Below are 19525 nucleotides of genomic sequence, written 5' to 3'. Positions count from 1 at the left end.
GGCGATAGGGTTTCCCCGTGACCGACGAAGCCGCAGCCAGCCCCCAGATCGAGTTCCGCAGCGATGTGACGGTGGAACTCGTCCGCTCCAGCGCCTCCGATGCCGACGTGCTGTTCGCGGCGCGGGTGTCGACGCAGGGGGAGCAGACCCTGGAGGACGCCGCCGCCGGAACCGAAGCGACCGCGAGAGACCGGGGCCTCATCAACTACCTGATGCGCGATCGTCACGGGTCGCCCTTCGAGCACAACTCGATGACCTTCTACGTGCAGGCGCCGATCTTCGTCTTCCGCGAGTTCATGCGGCATCGCATCGCCTCCTACAACGAGGAATCGGGTCGCTACCGGGAGCTCCGACCGGTCTTCTACGTCCCCGCCGAGGACCGCAACCTCGTGCAGGTCGGAAAGCCCGGCGCCTACGAGTTCCTCCCCGGCACGCCCGAGCAGCACGCGATCGTCGACGAGGGGGTGCGCCGGGTCGCCGTCGATGCGTTTGAGACCTATCAGCGGATGCTGGCGGCCGGCGTCGCGCGGGAGGTGGCGCGCATCGTGCTGCCGCTGAACATCTACTCGTCGATGTACGTCACGATGAACGCCCGGTCGCTGATGAACTTCCTGTCGCTTCGGACGAAGGCCGAGGGGAGCCACTTCCCCTCCTTCCCGCAGCGCGAGATCGAGATGTGCGCCGAGAAGATGGAGACGTTCTGGGCCGAACTCATGCCCCTCACCCACGCGGCGTTCACCGCCGGTGGCCGGGTGGCTCCCTGACATGGCGCGGACGGCGCTGATCACAGGAGCCAGCTCCGGCCTCGGCGCCGAGTACGCGCGGCAGCTCGCCGCTCGCGGGATGGATCTCGTGCTCGTCGCACGCGACGTCGCGGCGCTCGAGCGGGTGGCCGGTGAGGCGCGGGCCTCGGGCGGGGAGGTCGAGATCCTCGCCGCCGACCTGCTCGATGCCGACGACCGCGCGCGTGTCGAGGAGCGCGCCGGCGACCCGCGGCATCCGATCGACCTCCTCGTCAACAACGCCGGCTTCGGACTGCCCCTCGCCTTCGAGCGGAACGACCCCGACGCCGAGGCGCGTCACCTGACCCTTCACGTCGAGGTGGCGATGCGTCTGATGCGTGCCGTCCTCCCCGGGATGCTCGAGCGGGGGAGCGGGCGGATCGTGAACATCGCCTCGGTGGCCGGTTTCGTGCCGCGCGGCACCTACGGGGCGGCGAAGGGCTGGCTGATCAGCTTCAGCCGGTGGGCGAACGTGACCTACCGGGCCCGCGGCGTGACCGTCACGGCGGTCTGCCCCGGGTTCGTGCACACGAACTTCCACGAGCGGATGGGCCTTGCCCCGGGAAAGGAGGGTGTGCCCGCGGCGCTGTGGCTGCGTGCGCCCGAAGTCGTCAGGGAGTCGCTGCGCGACGTCGCCCGCGGGCGGGCCGTGTCCGTCCCCTCGCTGCGGTACAAGGCGCTCGTCGCGCTGTCGCGGGTGGTCCCCGACGGCCTGGTCGCTGCGGCGGCGTCCCGCGGCCGCTGAATCCGCAGAGCCGCGGGCGATAGCCTGGGGGCATGACGCACACGGGCAACCCCTTCGGACAGGTGCTCGTCGCGCTGGTCACCCCGATGACCGCCGACGGCGAGGTCGACTGGCCCGCCGTGGAGAAGCACATCGACTCGTGCATCGCCCACGGGGCCGACGGCATCGTCGTCACCGGCACCACCGGCGAGACCAGCACCCTCACCGACGCCGAGAAGATCCGGCTGGTCGAGGTGGGGAAGGATGTCGCGGCGGGCCGCGCCCGCATCATCACCGGCGGCGGCTCCAACGAGACGGCGCATGCGATCGAGCTCTACAGGGCCAGCGAGCGTGCCGGGGCCGACGGCATCATGATCGTCACGCCCTATTACAACAAGCCCACCCAGGCCGGGATCCTCACGCACTTCCGGCTCGTCGCCGACGCCACCGACCTGCCGGTCATCCTCTACGACATCCCCGGTCGCACCGGGGTGCCGATCCGCTACGAGACCATCCTGCGTCTGGCCAAGCACCCCAACATCCTCGCGATCAAGGATGCCAAGGGCGACTTCAGCGAGGTCAGCCGCGTGCTGAACCAGACCGACCTGATGTACTTCTCGGGCGATGACGCCAATGTGCTGCCCCACCTGTCGATCGGCGCCACCGGACTCATCGGGGTCACGGCCAACATCGCCGCAGAGCCCTATCGGGTGATCGTCGACGCGGTCAACAGCGGGGACCTCGGGGCCGCGACGGCCGCGCACAAGAAGCTCGAGCCCCTCGTCCGGGCCGTGATGACGCACGTGCCGGGCACGGTCGCGGCGAAGTACATCCTGCACGGGCTCGGACGCATCGGAAGCCCCCGCGTGCGGCTCCCGCTCGTCGGTCCCGAGGAGTGGGAGGCCGCGCGCATCGAAGACGAGCTGGCACTGGTGTCCGAGGTGCCCGGCGCCGACTTCTCCAACTTCCGACCCGACCGCAACGCCGCCGCCGGTGGCGCGCTGCCGAAGGTGTCGGGTACCACGCGATAACCCCCGCGGCTCTCGACGAGCCCGCGACCGCCGCGCGCCGCGCGGCAGGAAGGCGAGAGATGCCCACCACACCCTTCGATCCCCCCGCCCTGTCGGCAGGAACCCTCCGCGTCACGCCGCTCGGCGGGCTCGGCGAGGTCGGCAGGAACATGACCGTCTTCGAGTTCGACGGGAAGCTGCTCGTCGTCGACTGCGGCGTGCTCTTCCCCGAGGAGCACCAGCCGGGCGTCGACCTGATCCTCCCCGACTTCGAGCCCATCCGGCAGCGCCTCGACGACATCGTCGGGGTGGTCCTGACCCACGGTCACGAAGACCACATCGGCGCCGTTCCCTATCTTCTGCGGCTAAAGGCCGACATCCCCCTCATCGGTTCGTCGCTGACCCTCGCCCTCGTCGAGGCCAAGCTCAAAGAGCACCGCATCAAGCCCTACAGCCTCACGGTCGCCGAGGGTCGGCGCGAGAAGGTGGGGCCGTTCGACCTCGAGTTCGTCGCGGTCAACCACTCGATCCCCGACGCGCTTGCCGTCGCCATCCGCACTCCCGCCGGTACCGTCCTCGCGACCGGGGACTTCAAGATGGACCAGCTGCCGCTGGACGGTCGCCTGACCGACCTGCGTGCCTTCGCGCGCCTGGGGGAGGAGGGCGTCGACCTGTTCCTGGTCGACTCCACGAACGCCGATGTTCCGGGCTTCACGCCGCTGGAACGCTCGATCGGTCCGGTGCTCGACCAGGTGATCGCGCGGGCGCCCCGCCGGGTGATCGTGGCGAGCTTCTCCAGCCACGTCCACCGCGTCCAGCAGGTCCTCGACGCGGCCGCGGCGCACGGCCGCCGTGTGGCGCTCCTCGGGCGCAGCATGCTGCGCAACATGACGATCGCGTCCGACCTCGGCTACCTCCACGTGCCCGAGGGTGTGCTGATCGACTACAAGAAGGCCCGCGACCTTCCCGACGACAGGATCGTCTACATGTCGACCGGCTCGCAGGGCGAGCCGATGGCCGTGCTCAGCCGCATGGCGAACCTCGACCACGAGATCGAACCGGGGCCCGGCGACACCGTGATCCTCGCCTCGAGCCTCATCCCGGGCAACGAGAACGCCGTGTACCGCGTGATCGACGGGCTCACCAAGCTCGGAGCGAACGTGGTGCACAAGGGCAACGCCCAGGTGCACGTGTCGGGCCACGCCGCCGCCGGGGAACTGCTGTACTGCTACAACATCCTCAAGCCCCGCAACGTCCTGCCAGTGCACGGCGAGTACCGGCACCTGATGGCCAACGCCCGCCTCGCCCAGGACACCGGAATCGCGCCGGAGCGGACGATCATCGGCGAGAACGGCACCGTGGTCGACCTTCGCGACGGGGTCGCCGAGGTCGTGGGGCAGCTCGACCTCGGTTTCGTCTACGTCGACGGTTCGACGGTCGGCGAGATCACCGAGGCCGACCTGAAGGACCGCCGGATCCTGGGCGAGGAGGGCTTCATCTCGGTCATCATCGTCGTCGACGCCGCCACTGGGAAGATCATCAGCGGTCCCGAGATCCACGCGCGCGGCTTCGCCGAGGACGACAAGGTCTTCGACGGGGTCAAGCCGAAGATCGCCGCGGCCCTGACGGAGGCGGCGCAGTCCGGGGTGCGCGACACCCACGCGCTCTCCCAGGTGGTCCGCCGCACCATCGGTCGCTGGGTGAACCAGTCGTTGCGCCGGCGTCCGATGATCGTGCCGCTGGTCATCGAGGCCTGAGCGCGAGCGCCGGCCGGTCGCGCGCCCTACAATCGCCGCATGCCCGCCGCCTTCCGCATCCGCCCCGCCGTCCAGGCGGACGGCGGATTCCTCGCGGACATGGTGGTCGAGGCGGCGAACTGGCGGCAGGGCGGAGCCCGTCCTCGGCACCAGATCCTCGCGAGCGACGAGTACAGCCGTTACGTGTCCGGATGGATGCGACCGGGCGATGAGGGTTTCGTCGCGCTCGCCGACCACGACGAAGCCATCGGAGCCGCGTGGTACCGCGTGTTCCCGCGCAGCGACCCGGGCTTCGGATACGTGGGCACCGGGGTGCCCGAGTTGATCATCGGGATCAAACCGCTGTGGCGGGCGCAGGGCGTCGGTCGTGTGCTCATGCGGAGCCTGGCCGACCATGCCCGCAGCCGCGGTCTGTCCCGGCTCAGTCTGAGCGTCGAGCGGGGCAACTACGCCGTGACGCTCTACCGCTCCGAGGGGTTCGCGGTGACGCAGTCGGGGATGGGACGCGACACGATGGTCAAGCGGCTCCGCTGAGCGCCGCCGCCCGGGCCGAAGCCCGGCGTTCGGGGGGTCGCTCCGGGCGAAGGCGGGTGGTGGCGCCTACGCTCGAACCATGGCCAGGAGCACCACCCCGACCAAGAATGGTCGAGCGCCCGCGAAGGGCGCTCCGTCGCGCGCCCGCAAAGCCGCGCCCGCTCCGAAGGCCTACGTCGACGACGCGCAACGACCTCCCGTCGTCGTGCGCGCCTGGCTGGGGCTCGCGCACGGTGTCGGCGGGCTTTTCCGGGCCTTCGGGCTGGAGTCGCTCGAGAAGGATCAGCGCCGGGACGGCTTCCCGTTCCTGCTGGTGCTCCTCGCGCTCGCCGGAGCGGTGGTGGAGTGGTTCTTCATCGGATCCGACGTCGCGCGCACGATCAGCGCCTACACCGCCGGCGGCCTGATCGGCCGCGAGGCGTTCGTCCTGCCGGTCTTCCTGATCCTCCTCGCGGGGTGGCTGTTCCGTCATCCGCCCTCGGTACACGACAACGGGCGCATCGGAATCGGCTTCGCCCTGTTCGTCCTCGCCGTCGCCGGTTTCTGTCACGTCCTCGGCGGTCGCCCCGAGCCCCGCCAGGGTCTCCCGGCGCTCAGCGAGGCCGGCGGCGTCCTCGGCTGGATGGTCGGCGAGCCGCTGGCGCTGCTGTTGACCGACGTCGGGGGCTGCATCGCGCTCGGGCTGCTGGTGATCCTCAGCCTCCTCATCCTGACGAAGACCCCGCCGAACCGGATCGGACGCCGGCTCGGCGAGCTCTACGCCTGGATGTTCGGCGCCGAACCCACCACGGGCAGCGGTCCGGCGGCATCCGACTCCGAGGCTGACGGCGACGCCGACGACGACCGTGCGGATTCGTTGCCGTGGTGGCGTCGCAATCGCACCGGTCGCGAGAAGGATGTCGACAGCGACCTGTCCTCGGACGACCTGACCGCCCTCCTCACCCCCGGTGCCGCCGAAGGCGGCTTCGAGCAGGCGATCACCCCTGTCGCTCCCGCGACCGACGCCGTCACCGAGATCATCCCCGCTCGGCCGCCCCTTCCCGCATCCCGCGGCGCGGAGTCGACCGCGCTGCGCGACGACGCCGCCCAGGACGACAGCGCGGACGACCTCCCCGGGCTCTCGGGCCTCGGAACGGAGGGCGGGCTGACCTCGTCGGACGCCCCCTACCGCCTGCCGTCGGTCGCTGCGCTCGCCGCGGGCACGCCCCATCGCGAGCGCTCCGCGGCCAACGACGCCGTCGTGGCCGCGATCACCGGCGTCCTCGACCAGTTCCAGGTCGACGCCCGGGTCACCGGGTTCTCACGCGGTCCGACCGTGACGCAGTACGAGATCGCTCTCGGCCCCGGGGTGAAGGTCGAGCGCATCACGGCGCTCACCAACAACATCGCGTACGCCGTCGCATCCAACGAGGTGCGGATCCTCGCCCCGATCCCGGGCAAGAGCGCCATCGGCGTCGAGATCCCCAACGCCGACCGCGAGATCGTCACCCTCGGAGACGTTCTGCGCTCCGGCGCCGCTGCGGCGTCGACCCACCCCATGACGATTGGCGTGGGCAAGGATGTCGGCGGCGGGTACGTCGTGGCGAACCTCGCCAAGATGCCCCACCTCCTCGTCGCCGGCTCCACCGGGTCGGGCAAGTCGAGCTTCGTCAACTCGATGATCACGAGCCTGCTCATGCGCGCGAAGCCCGCCGACGTGCGCATGGTGCTGATCGACCCGAAGCGGGTCGAGCTGACGTCCTACGCCGGTGTGCCGCATCTCATCACGCCCATCATCACCAATCCCAAGAAGGCCGCCGAGGCGCTGCAGTGGGTGGTGAAGGAGATGGACATGCGGTACGACGACTTGGCGTCGTTCGGCTTCCGCCATATCGACGACTTCAACCGCGCGGTGCGTGCCGGCGAGGTGCAGCTCCCGGCCGGGAGCGAGCGGGTGCTCAAGCCCTATCCCTACCTCCTCGTCGTCGTCGACGAGCTCGCCGACCTGATGATGGTCGCGCCCCGTGACGTCGAGGACTCGATCGTGCGCATCACCCAGCTGGCGCGCGCGAGCGGCATCCACCTGGTGCTGGCGACCCAGCGTCCCTCCGTCGACGTCGTGACGGGTCTGATCAAGGCCAACGTGCCCTCGCGGCTCGCCTTCGCCGTCACGAGCGTCACCGATTCCCGGGTCATCCTCGATCAGCCCGGTGCCGACCGCCTGATCGGTCAGGGCGACGGCCTCTTCCTGCCGATGGGCACCTCGAAGGCGCTCCGGGTGCAGGGTGCCTGGGTCAGCGAGTCCGAGATCGAGAAGGTCGTCGCGCACGTCACCCAGCAGGCTCGGCCGGAATACCGGCCCGACGTCGCCGCGTCTGCGGAGAAGAAGGAGATCGACGCCGACATCGGCGATGATCTCGAGCTCCTGCTCGCCGCGGCCGAGCTGGTGGTCTCGACCCAGTTCGGCTCGACCTCGATGCTGCAGCGCAAGCTCCGCGTCGGCTTCGCCAAGGCCGGGCGACTGATGGATCTGCTCGAGTCGCGAGAGATCGTCGGTCCGTCGGAGGGGTCCAAGGCCCGCGACGTCCTCGTCACCGCCGAGCAGCTGCCGGGCGTGCTCGCGCGGATCCGCGGCGAGGACGTTCCGGAGGACGACGCCGACCCGGTCGACGCCCAGTTCGAGGGTCTGCCCGTCGTCGACGCCGATGCCGGCGAGGACGCGTGGGATCTGACGGGGCGCGACTGATGGCTGTGCCGCGGCAGCTGCCGAACGTCATCACCGTGGTGCGGATCCTCGTCGCGCCGGTCTTCCTCGCGATGCTGCTCGTCGACGCCGGCGCCGACGGTGCGCTGCGGTGGTGGGCGGCGGCGCTGTTCATCGTCGCCATCGCCACCGACGGCGTGGACGGCTGGATCGCCCGCCGCAACGACATCGTCACCGACCTCGGCAAGCTGCTCGATCCGATCGCCGACAAGGTGCTGACCGGGTTCGCGTTCATCGGACTGTCGATCCTCGGCGAGCTTCCGTGGTGGATTACCATCGTCGTCCTGATCCGCGAGATCGGGATCACCGTGTATCGGTTCATGGTCGTGAGCGATCATGTGCTCGCGGCGGCCTGGATGGGCAAGCTCAAGACCGTCGCGCAGTCGGTCGCCCTCTCGCTGGCCCTGCTCCCGCTCGCACCCCTCGTGGGCGAATGGATCTGGTGGGTCAACGGGGTGACGATGACGATCGCCGTCATCCTCACCATCGCCAGCGGCATCGACTACGTCATCAGCGAAGTGCGGGGCGCCCGACGCGCGCGGGGCGGCTCATGACCGATCCGGGCGCGGACCCGCAGAGCGTTCGGGACGAGGGAGAGGGGGATGCCGCGGCATCCGCTCTCCTGCACGCTCTGGCCCGCCGCGGCTGGACCGTCGCCGTCGCGGAGTCCCTCACCGGTGGACTGCTGGTGGCCACCCTCGTCTCGGTGCCGGGGGCCTCGTCGCTCGTGCGCGGAGGAGTCATCGCCTATGCGACGGATCTGAAGCACCACCTCCTCGGCGTGGACGACACGCTGCTCGACACCCGCGGCGCGGTCGATCCCGAGGTCGCGCGCCAGATGGCGGCCGGCGTGCGCGATCGACTGGGAGCGGACGTGGGCGTCTCGACCACCGGCGTGGCCGGACCCGACCCTCAGGACGGTCAGGCGGTGGGCACCGTGTTCATCGGGATCCGCACCCCGGAGACCTCGGTGGTGGTGCCCCTCGAACTGGCCGGGACGCGGGCCGAGGTCCGCGCGGAGACCGTCCGCCGGGCACTCGACGAAGTGCGGGCGAGAACGTGATCGGCGGATCGGGAACACGTCGTGTTTCTGCTCGGTTACATTCGGTGATTCCCACCCATCACCCAGCGCACAGGATTAGTGTGACTGCATCGGTGTTGTACCGTTGTTCACCCGGACAGCGGCGGAATCAACGGTAAGGAGGGGACCCACATGATCCTGGTACGTCACGAGATCGGCGAAGTCCTGCGTGACCTCCGCCAGCAGAAGGGGCGAACCCTCCGCCAGGTCGCCAGCCGTGCGAGCGTGGCCCTGGGCTACCTCAGCGAGGTCGAGCGCGGCCAGAAGGAGGCCTCGAGCGAGATCCTCGCATCGGTCGCCGAAGCGCTGGACGTTCCGATCTCCACCATCATGCGCGAGGTCGGCGACCGCATCGCCGTCCTCGAGGGCCTGCAGACCTTCCCCGACGTCGTCCCCGACGACCTGGTCGCGTCCGTCGACGCCGAGCTGTCGCTGCGCTGACGCGCGGTCATCCATGCGTCGCAGCGAGTTCCAGCGCGCCGTCGAAGCGGAGTTCGGACCTCGCGGCGCCGCGCTGACGGCGGACCTCGTGCTCTCCGACCTCGATGGGCGGACGGCGGATGAGGCGCTCGCTGCGGGCACGGCGCCCCGGGAGGTCTGGCGCGCCCTCTGCCTCGCGGCCGACGTACCCCCCGAGCGGTGGTACGGCGTGGGGCGGCTCGAGCCGCGACGCGGGTGAACGCACGCGGCGTGTCGTCGAAGATGCGTTCGAGATCGGCGTAGGCTCCTGCACAGCAGGTGTCGCACGGTGGTTATCCACGGAATGGTGCGGGTCGACGGTCGATGTCGGAGGCCCCTTCTAGCGTGAATCGCGTCGAACGACACCTCCGCCTTGCCGCAGCATCTGCATCATCCGATGCAGAGCGCGGCAGCCTACAGGCGACGGAACGCGAGCAGAAGGAGCACACCATGCCATCACCCGCCGACCGCGAGAAAGCCCTCGAGACGGCTCTCGCTCAGATCGACCGGCAGTTCGGAAAGGGCTCGGTGATGCGCCTGGGCAGCGACGAGCGCGCTCCCGTCGAGGTCGTCCCCACCGGCTCCATCGCCTTGGACGTCGCCCTCGGCATCGGCGGGCTTCCCCGTGGCCGCATCATCGAGATCTACGGTCCGGAATCCTCCGGTAAGACCACGCTCACCCTGCATGCGATCGCGAACGTGCAGCGCGCCGGCGGCATCGCCGCGTTCATCGACGCCGAGCACGCCCTCGACCCCGACTACGCCAAGAAGCTCGGCGTCGACATCGACTCGCTGCTGGTGTCCCAGCCCGACACCGGTGAGCAGGCTCTCGAGATCGCCGACATGCTCGTCCGCTCCGGCGCGATCGACCTCGTGGTGATCGACTCCGTCGCCGCCCTCGTCCCCAAGGCCGAGATCGAGGGAGAGATGGGCGACTCCCATGTCGGTCTGCAGGCGCGCCTGATGTCGCAGGCGCTGCGAAAGCTGACCGGTGGGCTCAACCAGACCAACACCACGATGATCTTCATCAACCAGCTCCGCGAGAAGATCGGCGTGTTCTTCGGGTCGCCCGAGACCACCGCCGGTGGAAAGGCGCTGAAGTTCTACGCGTCGGTGCGTCTGGATATCCGTCGTATCGAGACGCTGAAGGACGGCACCGAGGCGGTCGGCAACCGAACCCGCGTCAAGGTGGTCAAGAACAAGATGGCGCCGCCGTTCAAGCAGGCCGAGTTCGACATCCTCTACGGGGTGGGCATCTCGCGAGAGGGAAGTCTCATCGACTTCGGCGTCGAGCACGGCATCGTCAAGAAGTCGGGTGCCTGGTACACCTACGACGGGGAGCAGCTGGGGCAGGGCAAAGAGAACGCTCGCAACTTCCTTCTGAAGAACGACGACATCGCCGCCGACATCGAGTCCAAGATCAAGGACAAGCTCGGCATCGGACAGCCCCGTGGGGGCGCTGTCGCCGACGAGCTCGCGGCGCGACGCCCGGCCTGATGGTCCGTTTCGTCGACAGCGGGGGCGAGGACGACCTCGCCCCCGTCATCCCCCTGTTCACGGGGTCGACGGGGGAGCGCACGCCCGGCCACGCACTGAACGCGGGGTCGACGGGTGGTGGGTCCAGGAGTGCGAGACCGAGATCCGACCGCGCGGCGACGTCCGATGCCGACGCCACGCATTCCGACGCCGATGCCGACGCCCCCGGTGAGGTCGCCGTCGACGCGGTGGCACTCGAACGGGCGCTGCTGCGGCGGCTGGGAGCCCGCGGACTCTCCGTCCGTGAGGCGGAGTCGTTCCTGACCTCCCGGGGATTGGATCGCGAGGCGGCAGCCGCGCTCGTGGCGACGTTCTGCGACCGCGGTTACCTCGACGACGGTCGCCTGGCCGAGCAGGTCGTGTGGAGCGGAGTGGCACGGAAGAGCGAGGGGCGCCGGGCGATCGCGCGACGCCTGGCACAGCGCGGGGTCGAGCGCGATGTCGCCGACGCAGCACTGGCGGAGCTGCCCGATGACGACGACGAACGGGCACTGGAGTTCGCCCGGGGGAAGGCGCGGAGCCTCGTCGGGCTCGACCCCCAGGTGGCGCTGCGCCGGCTCTCCGGGCAGCTCGCCCGCCGCGGCTTCGGCGGCTCCCAGGCCCTCACGGCCGCGCGGACGGCGCTTCAGGAGGCGCGAGAGACCGGTTGAGTGCGGGTCGGGCGGATTCCGGCCCGCAGACCCGGGCTTCTAGAATTGCCCTCACCATGTCTACTCCCTCCTCCGCGCCCACCCTGGTCGCCCTCTCGCCTGCCGCCGTGGCCCGCGACGGCAGTGCCCGCACCTACGAGGTGCGCACGTTCGGCTGCCAGATGAATGTGCACGACTCCGAGCGCCTGTCCGGGTCGCTCGAGAGCGCCGGTTACCGTCCCGCCGAGCCGGGCGAGGAGGCCGACGTCGTCGTGATCAACACCTGCGCCGTCCGCGACAACGCCGCCGGCAAGCTCTACGGCACGCTCGGGCACCTGAAGTCGCGGAAGGACGCCCGCGACGGGATGCAGATCGCCGTGGGCGGCTGCCTCGCCCAGATGGACAAGCAGACCGTGCTCGACAAGGCGCCCTGGGTGGATGTCGTCTTCGGCACCCACAACATGGGCTCGCTTCCGAACCTTCTCGAGCGTGCGCGTCACAACGACGAGGCGGAGCTGGAGATCCTGGAGGCGCTCGAGGTGTTCCCCTCGACGCTGCCGACCAAGCGCGACCACGTCCACAGCGGTTGGGTGTCGATCTCGGTCGGGTGCAACAACACCTGCACCTTCTGCATCGTCCCGCACCTGCGCGGCAAGGAGAAGGACCGCCGCCCGGGTGACATCCTCAGTGAGATCCGGATGCTCGTCGAGGACGGTGCGATCGAGGTCACCCTCCTCGGCCAGAACGTCAACAGCTACGGCGTCGAGTTCGGCGACCGGCAGGCGTTCGGCAAGCTGCTCCGCGCCGCCGGCGGCATCGACGGTCTCGAGCGGATCCGATTCACCAGCCCTCATCCCGCGGCCTTCACCGATGACGTCATCGACGCGATGGCCGAGACCCCCGCGGTCATGCCGCAGTTGCACATGCCGCTGCAGTCCGGCAGCGACCGCATCCTCAAGGCGATGCGCCGCTCCTACCGCAGCGAGCGCTTCCTCGGCATCCTCGATCGCGTGCGCGCACGCATACCGCACGCGGCGATCACCACCGACATCATTGTCGGCTTCCCCGGCGAGACCGACGAGGATTTCGAAGACACGCTGCGCGTCGTCGAGCAGTCGCGTTTCGCCAGCGCCTTCACCTTCCAGTACTCCATCCGTGAGGGGACCCCCGCGGCCACGATGCCCGACCAGGTGCCGAAAGCCGTCGTCCAGGAGCGCTACGAGCGGCTCGTCGCCCTGCAGGAGAGGATCAGCCTCGAGGAGAATCAGCGCCAGCTCGGTCGCGAGGTCGAGGTCCTGGTCTCCAGCGGCGAGGGCAAGAAGGATGCGGCCACCCATCGTCTGACGGGGCGCGCCGAAGACAATCGTCTCGTCCATTTCGAGGTCCCGGCCGGGTCGCCGCTGCCGCGTCCCGGCGACGTGGTGACCGCGACCATCACCCACGCCGCTCCGTTCCATCTGCTGGCCGACGACCCCGCGGGAGCCCCGTTGCGGATCCGCCGCACGCGCGCGGGCGACGCGTGGGACAGGGCTCAGGCCGCGTCGTGCGCGGTTCCGGCTCCCGGAGCCGAGACGGGCGCGCCGCGAGCCGTGTCGCTCGGGCTCCCCACCCTCCGCGTCGGCGTGTGACACCCACCTCCGACGGCCCGCCGACGAAATCGGCGGACGAGAGCGGCCCGCGTCTCTGGGGCGTCATCGGCGCGACGGGCACAGGGAAGTCCGCCTTCGCGCTCGATCTGGTGGAGGCCCTGAGGGCCACCGGCCGTGACGCCGAGATCGTCGGTGCAGACGCGATGCAGCTGTACCGCGGGATGGACATCGGCACCGCCAAGCTCCCGGAGAGGGAGCGCCGCGGCATCCCTCACCACCTTCTCGACGTGCTCGACGTCACCGAGGACGCGGCCGTGGCGTGGTACCAATCCGCGGCGCGCGGGGTCATCGATGGCCTGCATGCGCGGGGTGCGGACGCGGTCCTCGTCGGGGGATCGGGTCTCTACGTGTCGGCGGTGCTGTTCGACTTCCGCTTCCCGCCGCGCGATGAGGCGCTCAGGGTCAGGCTCGAGGAGGAGCTCGATCGCGTCGGACCCGACGTGCTCCACGGCCGGCTGCGCGACGCCGACCCGTCGGCCGCCGCGCGCATCGACCCTCGGAACACACGTCGGATAATCCGCGCCCTCGAGGTCCTCGCGCAGGGGGACAGCACGCACGGCGGCGCCCTTCCTGCGTCGCAGACCCCCTGGTACCCGCGCACCCGGCTTCTCGGCCTGCAGCGCGATCGCGCCGAGCTCGTTGGCGCCCTCGATCACCGGGTGGAGCAGATGTGGCGCGACGGGCTCCTCGACGAGGTGGATGGCCTCCGGCGAGCGGGACTCGAGCGCGGCACCACGGCCCCGCGGGCGATCGGCTACGCGCAGGCTCTCGCCGAGCTCCGCGGTGAGATCGAGCGCGACGAGGCGATCGCGCAGACGCAGTCACTCACGCGTCGCTACGCGCGGCGCCAGGTGTCGTGGTTCCGCCGGTACGAGGGGGTGCGGTGGATGGACGGCGCGACGGCGGCGGAGAGTCTGGCAGGCTCGATGGCATGAGCCTGCAGATCCGGTCCTTCGCTCCCGGCGACACCGACGCGGTCGTCCTCCTCTGGCAGACCACCGGTCTCACCCGGCCGTGGAACAACCCGTATCAGGACATCAACCGCAAGCTGCGGGTGCAGCCCGAGCTCTTCCTCGTCGCGGTGGGCGACGACGACCACATCGTCGGCACCGTGATGGCCGGCTACGACGGTCATCGCGGATGGCTGTACTACCTCGCGAGCGATCCTCATCGCCGCGGCGAAGGCATCGCCCGCAGTCTCGTGGAGCGCGCCGAGGAGCTGCTGCTGGAGATGGGGTGCCCCAAGGTGCAGCTGATGGTGCGGCCCGAGAACGGCGTCGCCCAGGGCTTCTACGAGGCCCTCGGATTCGAGCACTTCGACACCTGGGCCACGGGCAAGCGCCTCATCGAGGACTGAGCTCTCCGGACGAGTATGGTGTGGCCTGCCCGTAGGCTGGAACCATGCCTCACGCGGTGTCGTTCACGAAAGGTCACGGCACGGGGAACGACTTCGTCATCGTCGAAGATCCCGAGGGTCGGCTCGAGCTCTCGGATGACCAGGTCGCAGTCCTGTGCGACCGCCGGTTCGGCATCGGCGCCGACGGCATCCTGCGGGTCGTGCGGAGCGCATCCCTCCCCGAAGGAGCTGCGACCTCGGACGCCGAGTGGTTCATGGATTACCGGAACGCCGACGGCTCGGCGGCCGAGATGTGCGGAAACGGCATCCGGGTGTTCGCCCGCTACCTCGAGGACGCGGGCCTCGCTCGTTTCGACCACCCCGTGGCCATCGGCACCCGAGCGGGGACGAAGACACTGACCCGCAGCGACCTCGGGTACGAGGTCGACCTGGGCGGATGGGCGGTGGAGACCGAGGAGACCCTCGTCCGGGCGCGGGGACTCGACATCCCGCGCCCGGGTCTCGGCATCGACGTCGGCAATCCGCACGTCGTGGTGGCGCTGCAGTCCGAGGCCGAGCTGGAGCGGCTCGACCTCGCCACGCGCCCGATGCTCCACCCCGACCCGCCTGCGGGCGCGAACATCGAATTCGTCGTTCCCGCGGACCCGCTGGTGCGCAACGGTGTCGGGATGATCCGGATGCGGGTCTTCGAACGGGGAGTGGGCGAGACCCTGAGTTGCGGCACAGGGGTCGTCGCGGCCGCTCTCGCGGTACGCCACTGGGCGGGTCGCGGCGCACCCGATCACTGGAGTGTCCAGGTGCCCGGTGGCACCCTCTCGGTGCGGATGGTCGAAGGACGCGTCCTGCTCTCGGGTCCCGCCGCCCTGGTCTTCACCGGCGAGATCACGCTCGCCTGACCGGGGTCGGAAAGGGCGCTCCGTGCTCAGGGGAGGGCGATCGGCCCGGTCGGCGGCGTGCCGTGGCGGCGCACCCGGATGACCCGGAAGCCGCGGCCGGTGGCGGCACGGTGCACCGAGAACCCCGGGTCCAGCGTCGCGGCGAGCCATCGCTGCAGCGAATCCGATCCGAGGTTGCGCTGGACGACCAGCCAGGCGTCGGAGCGCTCGTCCAGCCGGGGGATCCACCGCTCCAGCAGACCGTGGAGCTCGGATTTCCCGACGCGGATCGGCGGATTCGACCGGATGGTGCGGAAGCCGATGTCCGCGGGAACATCATCAGGCGTCACGGCGTTGACATTCTCGAGGCCGAGGGACTGAGCGTTCCGACGCACCAGATCCAGGGCCCGTTCGTTGACGTCGACCGCCCAGACGGTCGCATGCGGCGAGGTCATCGCGAGAGACAACGCGATCGGCCCCCACCCGCACCCGAGATCGAGCAGATTGCCGCCCGGCGGGGAAGGCGGCGTGTTGGCCAAGAGGACCGCGGTCCCCCCATCCAACCGATCGGGGCTGAACACCCCACCCGCGGTGGTGACCTCCACCTCCTGGCCCGCGAGCACGACGCGTATCCGACGCAGATTCTCGGGGCTGGCGGGCGACGCGCTGAAATAGTGGTCGCTCCCCATGGCTGTCGAGCGTAGCGGAGGTGGTCTCCGGCGCGGGAGGCTAGAGTCGACGAATCCCTTTCCGCAGACGGATGTCCCGCCCGACGCCTGCATCACATTCGCGGACCATCCGGAAGGACCCCATGACAGAACAGACCCCGACCGACGCCGCTGTCGACCCGGTCGACCGCGTGCTCGCACGCGCTGCGGCGCGCAACGGCGCCCGGACCACCACCTTCCCCGACACCGGGTCGCGAGCCCTCGCTCCCGCCCAGGCCCTCCAGGATGCCGCCACGGTTATCTCGGGCGACTCCGACGGCGACCAGTGGGATCGCGAGGAGCGTGCCGCTCTGCGTCGCGTGCCCGGGCTCTCCACCGAGCTCGAGGATGTCACCGAGGTCGAGTACCGGCAGTTGCGTCTCGAGAACGTCGTGCTGGTGGGGGTGCACCCCCAGGGAGAGCAGGAGGAAGCCGAGAATTCGCTCCGTGAGCTCGCTGCTCTTGCCGAGACGGCCGGCGCGGTGGTGCTCGACGGGGTGCTCCAGCGTCGTCCGAACCCCGATCCGGCGACCTACGTCGGGCGCGGCAAGGCCGAGGAGCTGCGCGACATCGTCGCCGCGGCCGGTGCCGACACCGTCGTGGCCGACACCGAGCTGGCACCGAGCCAGCGGCGCGCGCTCGAGGATGTGGTGAAGGTGAAGGTCATCGACCGCACCGCTGTCATCCTCGACATCTTCAGTCAGCACGCCAAGAGCCGCGAGGGCAAGGCGCAGGTCGAGCTGGCCCAGCTGGAGTACCTGCTCCCGCGACTGCGCGGCTGGGGTGAATCTATGAGCCGACAGGCGGGTGGCCAGGTGGGCGCCGCCGGCGCCGGAATGGGATCCCGTGGTCCGGGTGAGACCAAGATCGAGCTCGATCGGCGGCGCATCCGCACGAGGATGGCGCACCTTCGGCGCCAGATCCGGCAGTTCGCCCCCGCGCGCGACGCCAAGCGCGCCGAGCGCAAGCGGAACACGATCCCGTCCGTGGCGATCGCGGGATACACCAACGCCGGCAAATCGAGCCTGCTCAACCGGCTGACGCGTGCGGGCGTGCTGGTCGAGAACGCGCTGTTCGCGACGCTGGATGCCACGGTGCGCCGCTCCGAGACATCCGACGGCCGGGTCTTCACCCTCTCCGACACCGTCGGATTCGTGCGGAACCTTCCGCACCAGCTGGTCGAGGCCTTCCGCTCGACGCTGGAGGAGGTCGGCGGCGCCGATGTGATCGTGCACGTCGTCGACGGCGCTCACCCCGACCCGGGTGCGCAGCTGCAGACGGTGCGCGACGTCATCGGCGACGTGGGTGCGCGAGACACCCGCGAGATCGTCGTGTTCAACAAGGCCGACCTCGTCGACGACGACACCCGGCTGGTGCTCCGCGGCCTCGCGCCGAACGCTCATTTCGTCTCCTCACGCACCGGTGAGGGGATCGACGAGCTGCGCGCGGCGATCGAGGATGCCCTCCCGCTGCCGGCCGTCGAGGTGACGGCGGTCGTCCCCTACGACCGCGGCGACCTCGTGTCGGCGGCGCACGACTCCGGTTTGATCCTCACCGAAGAGCACCGCGCCGAAGGTACCTACCTGCACGCCCACGTCGGCGAGCGACTGGCCGCCGAGCTGGCGCCGTACCGGGTGTGACGACTCCCTCGATCAGGATCGATCGACGGGGCCGGTCGATCCCAGGTCGAGGGGTGGCACGTCGGCCGGGGCGAACCCGAAGGCGGCTCCCAGGAATGCGAGCTCTTTCTGCACCATGTCGACGACGGTCTCGCTCCGGCGGAACCCGTGGCCCTCGCCGGGGTACAGGACGTAGGCGTGGGGGACACCGCCCGCGCGCAGCGCGTCGCGGATGGCCTCCGACTGAGAGGGCGGGACGACCGCGTCCTCGTCTCCTTGCAGCAGGAGAACCGGGGCTGTGATCCGGTCGGCATGGGTCAGCGGTGAGCGCTCGAGGTAGACCGCCTCGCTGTCGGGCAGCGGCCCGATGAGGCCGTCGAGGTAGCGCGCTTCGAAGTCGTGCGTCTCGGCGGCGAGCAGCCGGGCATCCGCCACGCCGTACCGCGAGATCCCGGCGCCGAAGACGTCCGAGGCGACGAGCGCCCCGAGCACGGTCCAGCCACCCGCAGATCCGCCGGCGATCGCGATGTGCGCCGGGTCGGCGACGCCGTCGGCGGCGAGAGCTTCGGCGATATCGACGACGTCGTCGACATCGACGACGCCCCACCGGCCGCGAAGCCTCTCGCGGTAGTCGCGTCCGAAACCGCTCGAACCCCCGTAGTTGACCTCGACCACGCCGATTCCCCGAGAGGTCAGGAACAGGGTCTTCGGGCTGACGACTCCGGGCGCGTGGGCGGTCGGACCGCCGTGGACGAGCACGACGTAGGGAGGAAGGGCGGTGACCGGTCCCGCCACATGCGGGTGCGTCGGGGGGAAGTCCACGGCGTGGACGGTACCGTGACGCCCCTCCACGCTGAAGCGCCGGGGGCGGGGAACCCACGACGAGAACTCGCCGTCCTCCCACCGTCCGCCGGTAAGGAGACGGATGCCGGGGTGGGTCGGATCGCTGAGGTCGACGTGCCACAGTCCCGCCGGGGCATCCTCTGGGCTGCCCGAGACGAGGACCTCCGTACCTCGGGCGTCCTCGACCAGGACGTTCCCGACGGCGGGGACCGCGACCGCGGTCACCTCGCCGTCCGACGAGATGTGGACGAGCTCGTCCCGACCGCGGGTGCGGACGGCGGCGACGCCTCCGTCGACGAGCGGCGCGAACCATCGCGACCCGAGCACCCAGAGCGGACCGCCCGTGTCGCGATCGTCCGGGGCGACCGCCTCGGATCGGTCGCCGGACGCCGACACGCGGTGGATGTTCCAGAACCCCGTGACGTCGTCGCACACGAGCAGGGCGCCGTCGGCCGTCCACTCCGGCTGCAGGGCGGCGGACGCGCCGCCGGCCACGCGGCGTCCCGCGGCCTGGTCGTCCGCGAGCCGGCGCACCCGCACCTCGGCGCGGTCCCACGGCATGTGCGGATGATCCCAGGCGAGCCAGGCCAGGGTCGACCCGTCGGGCGAGAGCGCCGGCTGGGCGACGAAGTCGCTCCCCGCCGTCAGCGAGACGATGCGCCCCGCGTCGTCGGCCGCCGACCCGTCGAGGGGGATCTCCACGATGTCGTGGAGGGTGACCTCGCCCGAGATCTCGCGGACGGCGAGCAGCCGCCCCCGGGACACGCGAAGGCCGCCGAGCGACTGACCGGCGACGGAGGGCGTCAACGGGACGGGCTCGGATCCGGGGGTGAGCAGCCAGACCCGCTGGTCCGATCTCTCCACGAACACCAGGGCACCCTCGGGGGTCGCATCCCACGCGCCGCCGCCGTACTCGTGAACGCGCGATCGCGCGTTCCACGGGGCGGGGAGGACGGTGCGGACAGCCTCGGCGGACCCCGGGGAGCCGATCAGTCGGCGGACGGCCGTGCGCCCCCGCTCTTCGGGGACGGTCTCGGCCCACCAGATCTCGTCGCCGACGAAGCGAGCACCGTCCAGGCGAGGCGACGCGGCTGCCACCGCCTCCGCGGTGATCGCCGACGGCCAGGTGCCGAACGGCAACGCGGTGCGCGGCGCGTGCGTGGATTCGCGAGGGGAGGGCTCGACCATGCTCCCTACGCTACGCCGGGGAGCTTCCTACG

At 70.4% G+C, this 19525-nt stretch carries 19 protein-coding genes; 17 read left to right on the top strand and 2 right to left on the bottom strand.

What is annotated here, in order from left to right; all coding sequences use genetic code 11:
• Positions 1 to 17: 17 nt before the first annotated feature.
• The 16 genes from thyX to dapF all read left to right on the top strand — a co-directional run bounded on the left by thyX (position 18) and on the right by dapF (position 15157).
• The gene (gene thyX, locus T9R20_RS11355; RefSeq protein ID WP_322409417.1) at positions 18 to 764 is read left to right on the top strand and encodes an FAD-dependent thymidylate synthase; all 747 of its coding nucleotides are present in this window, start codon (positions 18 to 20) and stop codon (positions 762 to 764) included.
• A 1-nt stretch (position 765) separates the two neighbouring features.
• Positions 766 to 1527: an SDR family NAD(P)-dependent oxidoreductase gene (locus T9R20_RS11350; protein ID WP_322409416.1), complete on the top strand. Its 762-nt coding sequence runs from the start codon at positions 766 to 768 to the stop codon at positions 1525 to 1527.
• A gap of 32 nt (positions 1528 to 1559) precedes the next feature.
• The gene (dapA, locus tag T9R20_RS11345; protein WP_322409415.1) at positions 1560 to 2537 is read left to right on the top strand and encodes a 4-hydroxy-tetrahydrodipicolinate synthase; all 978 of its coding nucleotides are present in this window, start codon (positions 1560 to 1562) and stop codon (positions 2535 to 2537) included.
• A 59-nt stretch (positions 2538 to 2596) separates the two neighbouring features.
• Positions 2597 to 4273: a ribonuclease J gene (locus tag T9R20_RS11340; protein WP_322409414.1), complete on the top strand. Its 1677-nt coding sequence runs from the start codon at positions 2597 to 2599 to the stop codon at positions 4271 to 4273.
• 39 nt (positions 4274 to 4312) lie between these two features.
• A complete protein-coding gene (locus tag T9R20_RS11335) occupies positions 4313 to 4807 on the top strand; it encodes a GNAT family N-acetyltransferase (protein ID WP_322409413.1) in 495 nt (164 codons plus the stop codon).
• A 79-nt stretch (positions 4808 to 4886) separates the two neighbouring features.
• Positions 4887 to 7532 carry an FtsK/SpoIIIE family DNA translocase gene (locus T9R20_RS11330; RefSeq protein WP_322409412.1) on the top strand — a complete coding sequence of 882 codons (2646 nt, stop codon included), beginning with the start codon at positions 4887 to 4889 and terminating at the stop codon, positions 7530 to 7532.
• The gene (pgsA, locus tag T9R20_RS11325; protein ID WP_322409411.1) at positions 7532 to 8104 is read left to right on the top strand and encodes a CDP-diacylglycerol--glycerol-3-phosphate 3-phosphatidyltransferase; all 573 of its coding nucleotides are present in this window, start codon (positions 7532 to 7534) and stop codon (positions 8102 to 8104) included. The genes T9R20_RS11330 and pgsA overlap by 1 nt, the downstream gene beginning before the upstream one ends.
• Positions 8101 to 8613, top strand: a complete 513-nt coding sequence (locus tag T9R20_RS11320; RefSeq protein ID WP_322409410.1) for a CinA family protein — start codon at positions 8101 to 8103, stop codon at positions 8611 to 8613. Before pgsA ends, T9R20_RS11320 begins: the two co-directional genes overlap by 4 nt.
• 150 nt (positions 8614 to 8763) lie before the next feature.
• Positions 8764 to 9072 carry a helix-turn-helix domain-containing protein gene (locus T9R20_RS11315; RefSeq protein ID WP_124292917.1) on the top strand — a complete coding sequence of 103 codons (309 nt, stop codon included), beginning with the start codon at positions 8764 to 8766 and terminating at the stop codon, positions 9070 to 9072.
• A gap of 13 nt (positions 9073 to 9085) precedes the next feature.
• Entirely contained in the window at positions 9086 to 9310 is a 225-nt protein-coding gene (locus tag T9R20_RS11310; protein WP_322409409.1) for a DUF3046 domain-containing protein, read from the top strand.
• 230 nt (positions 9311 to 9540) lie between these two features.
• Positions 9541 to 10587, top strand: coding sequence for a recombinase RecA (gene recA / locus T9R20_RS11305; protein ID WP_322409408.1), 1047 nt, complete (start codon positions 9541 to 9543; stop codon positions 10585 to 10587).
• Positions 10587 to 11276: a regulatory protein RecX gene (locus T9R20_RS11300; RefSeq protein ID WP_322409407.1), complete on the top strand. Its 690-nt coding sequence runs from the start codon at positions 10587 to 10589 to the stop codon at positions 11274 to 11276. The genes recA and T9R20_RS11300 overlap by 1 nt, the downstream gene beginning before the upstream one ends.
• Before the next feature lie 56 nt (positions 11277 to 11332).
• Positions 11333 to 12883 (top strand): tRNA (N6-isopentenyl adenosine(37)-C2)-methylthiotransferase MiaB, encoded by a 1551-nt coding sequence (miaB, locus tag T9R20_RS11295; RefSeq protein ID WP_322409406.1) that lies wholly within the window; start codon positions 11333 to 11335, stop codon positions 12881 to 12883.
• A complete protein-coding gene (gene miaA, locus T9R20_RS11290; protein ID WP_322409405.1) occupies positions 12880 to 13839 on the top strand; it encodes a tRNA (adenosine(37)-N6)-dimethylallyltransferase MiaA in 960 nt (319 codons plus the stop codon). Before miaB ends, miaA begins: the two co-directional genes overlap by 4 nt.
• Entirely contained in the window at positions 13836 to 14261 is a 426-nt protein-coding gene (locus T9R20_RS11285; protein ID WP_322409404.1) for a GNAT family acetyltransferase, read from the top strand. The genes miaA and T9R20_RS11285 overlap by 4 nt, the downstream gene beginning before the upstream one ends.
• Before the next feature lie 44 nt (positions 14262 to 14305).
• The gene (gene dapF / locus T9R20_RS11280) at positions 14306 to 15157 is read left to right on the top strand and encodes a diaminopimelate epimerase (RefSeq protein WP_322409403.1); all 852 of its coding nucleotides are present in this window, start codon (positions 14306 to 14308) and stop codon (positions 15155 to 15157) included.
• A 26-nt stretch (positions 15158 to 15183) separates the two neighbouring features.
• On the opposite strand, the gene T9R20_RS11275 is transcribed toward dapF, so the two are convergent.
• Positions 15184 to 15825, bottom strand: coding sequence for a class I SAM-dependent methyltransferase (locus T9R20_RS11275; RefSeq protein WP_322409402.1), 642 nt, complete (start codon positions 15823 to 15825; stop codon positions 15184 to 15186).
• Between the two features lie 122 nt (positions 15826 to 15947).
• Here T9R20_RS11275 and hflX point away from each other — a divergent pair, with 122 nt between their 5' ends.
• A complete protein-coding gene (gene hflX, locus T9R20_RS11270; protein ID WP_322409401.1) occupies positions 15948 to 17483 on the top strand; it encodes a GTPase HflX in 1536 nt (511 codons plus the stop codon).
• A 12-nt stretch (positions 17484 to 17495) separates the two neighbouring features.
• Here the strand turns inward: hflX and T9R20_RS11265 are convergent, their stop codons facing one another.
• Positions 17496 to 19493: a prolyl oligopeptidase family serine peptidase gene (locus T9R20_RS11265; protein WP_322409400.1), complete on the bottom strand. Its 1998-nt coding sequence runs from the start codon at positions 19491 to 19493 to the stop codon at positions 17496 to 17498.
• Positions 19494 to 19525 lie beyond the last annotated feature (32 nt).

The sequence above is a fragment of the Microbacterium invictum genome (genome assembly GCF_034421375.1).
Taxonomy (GTDB): Bacteria; Actinomycetota; Actinomycetes; order Actinomycetales; family Microbacteriaceae; genus Microbacterium; species Microbacterium invictum_A.
Note: the sequence above shows the minus strand (reverse complement) of the source record. Positions and strands in the feature narration are given on the sequence as shown.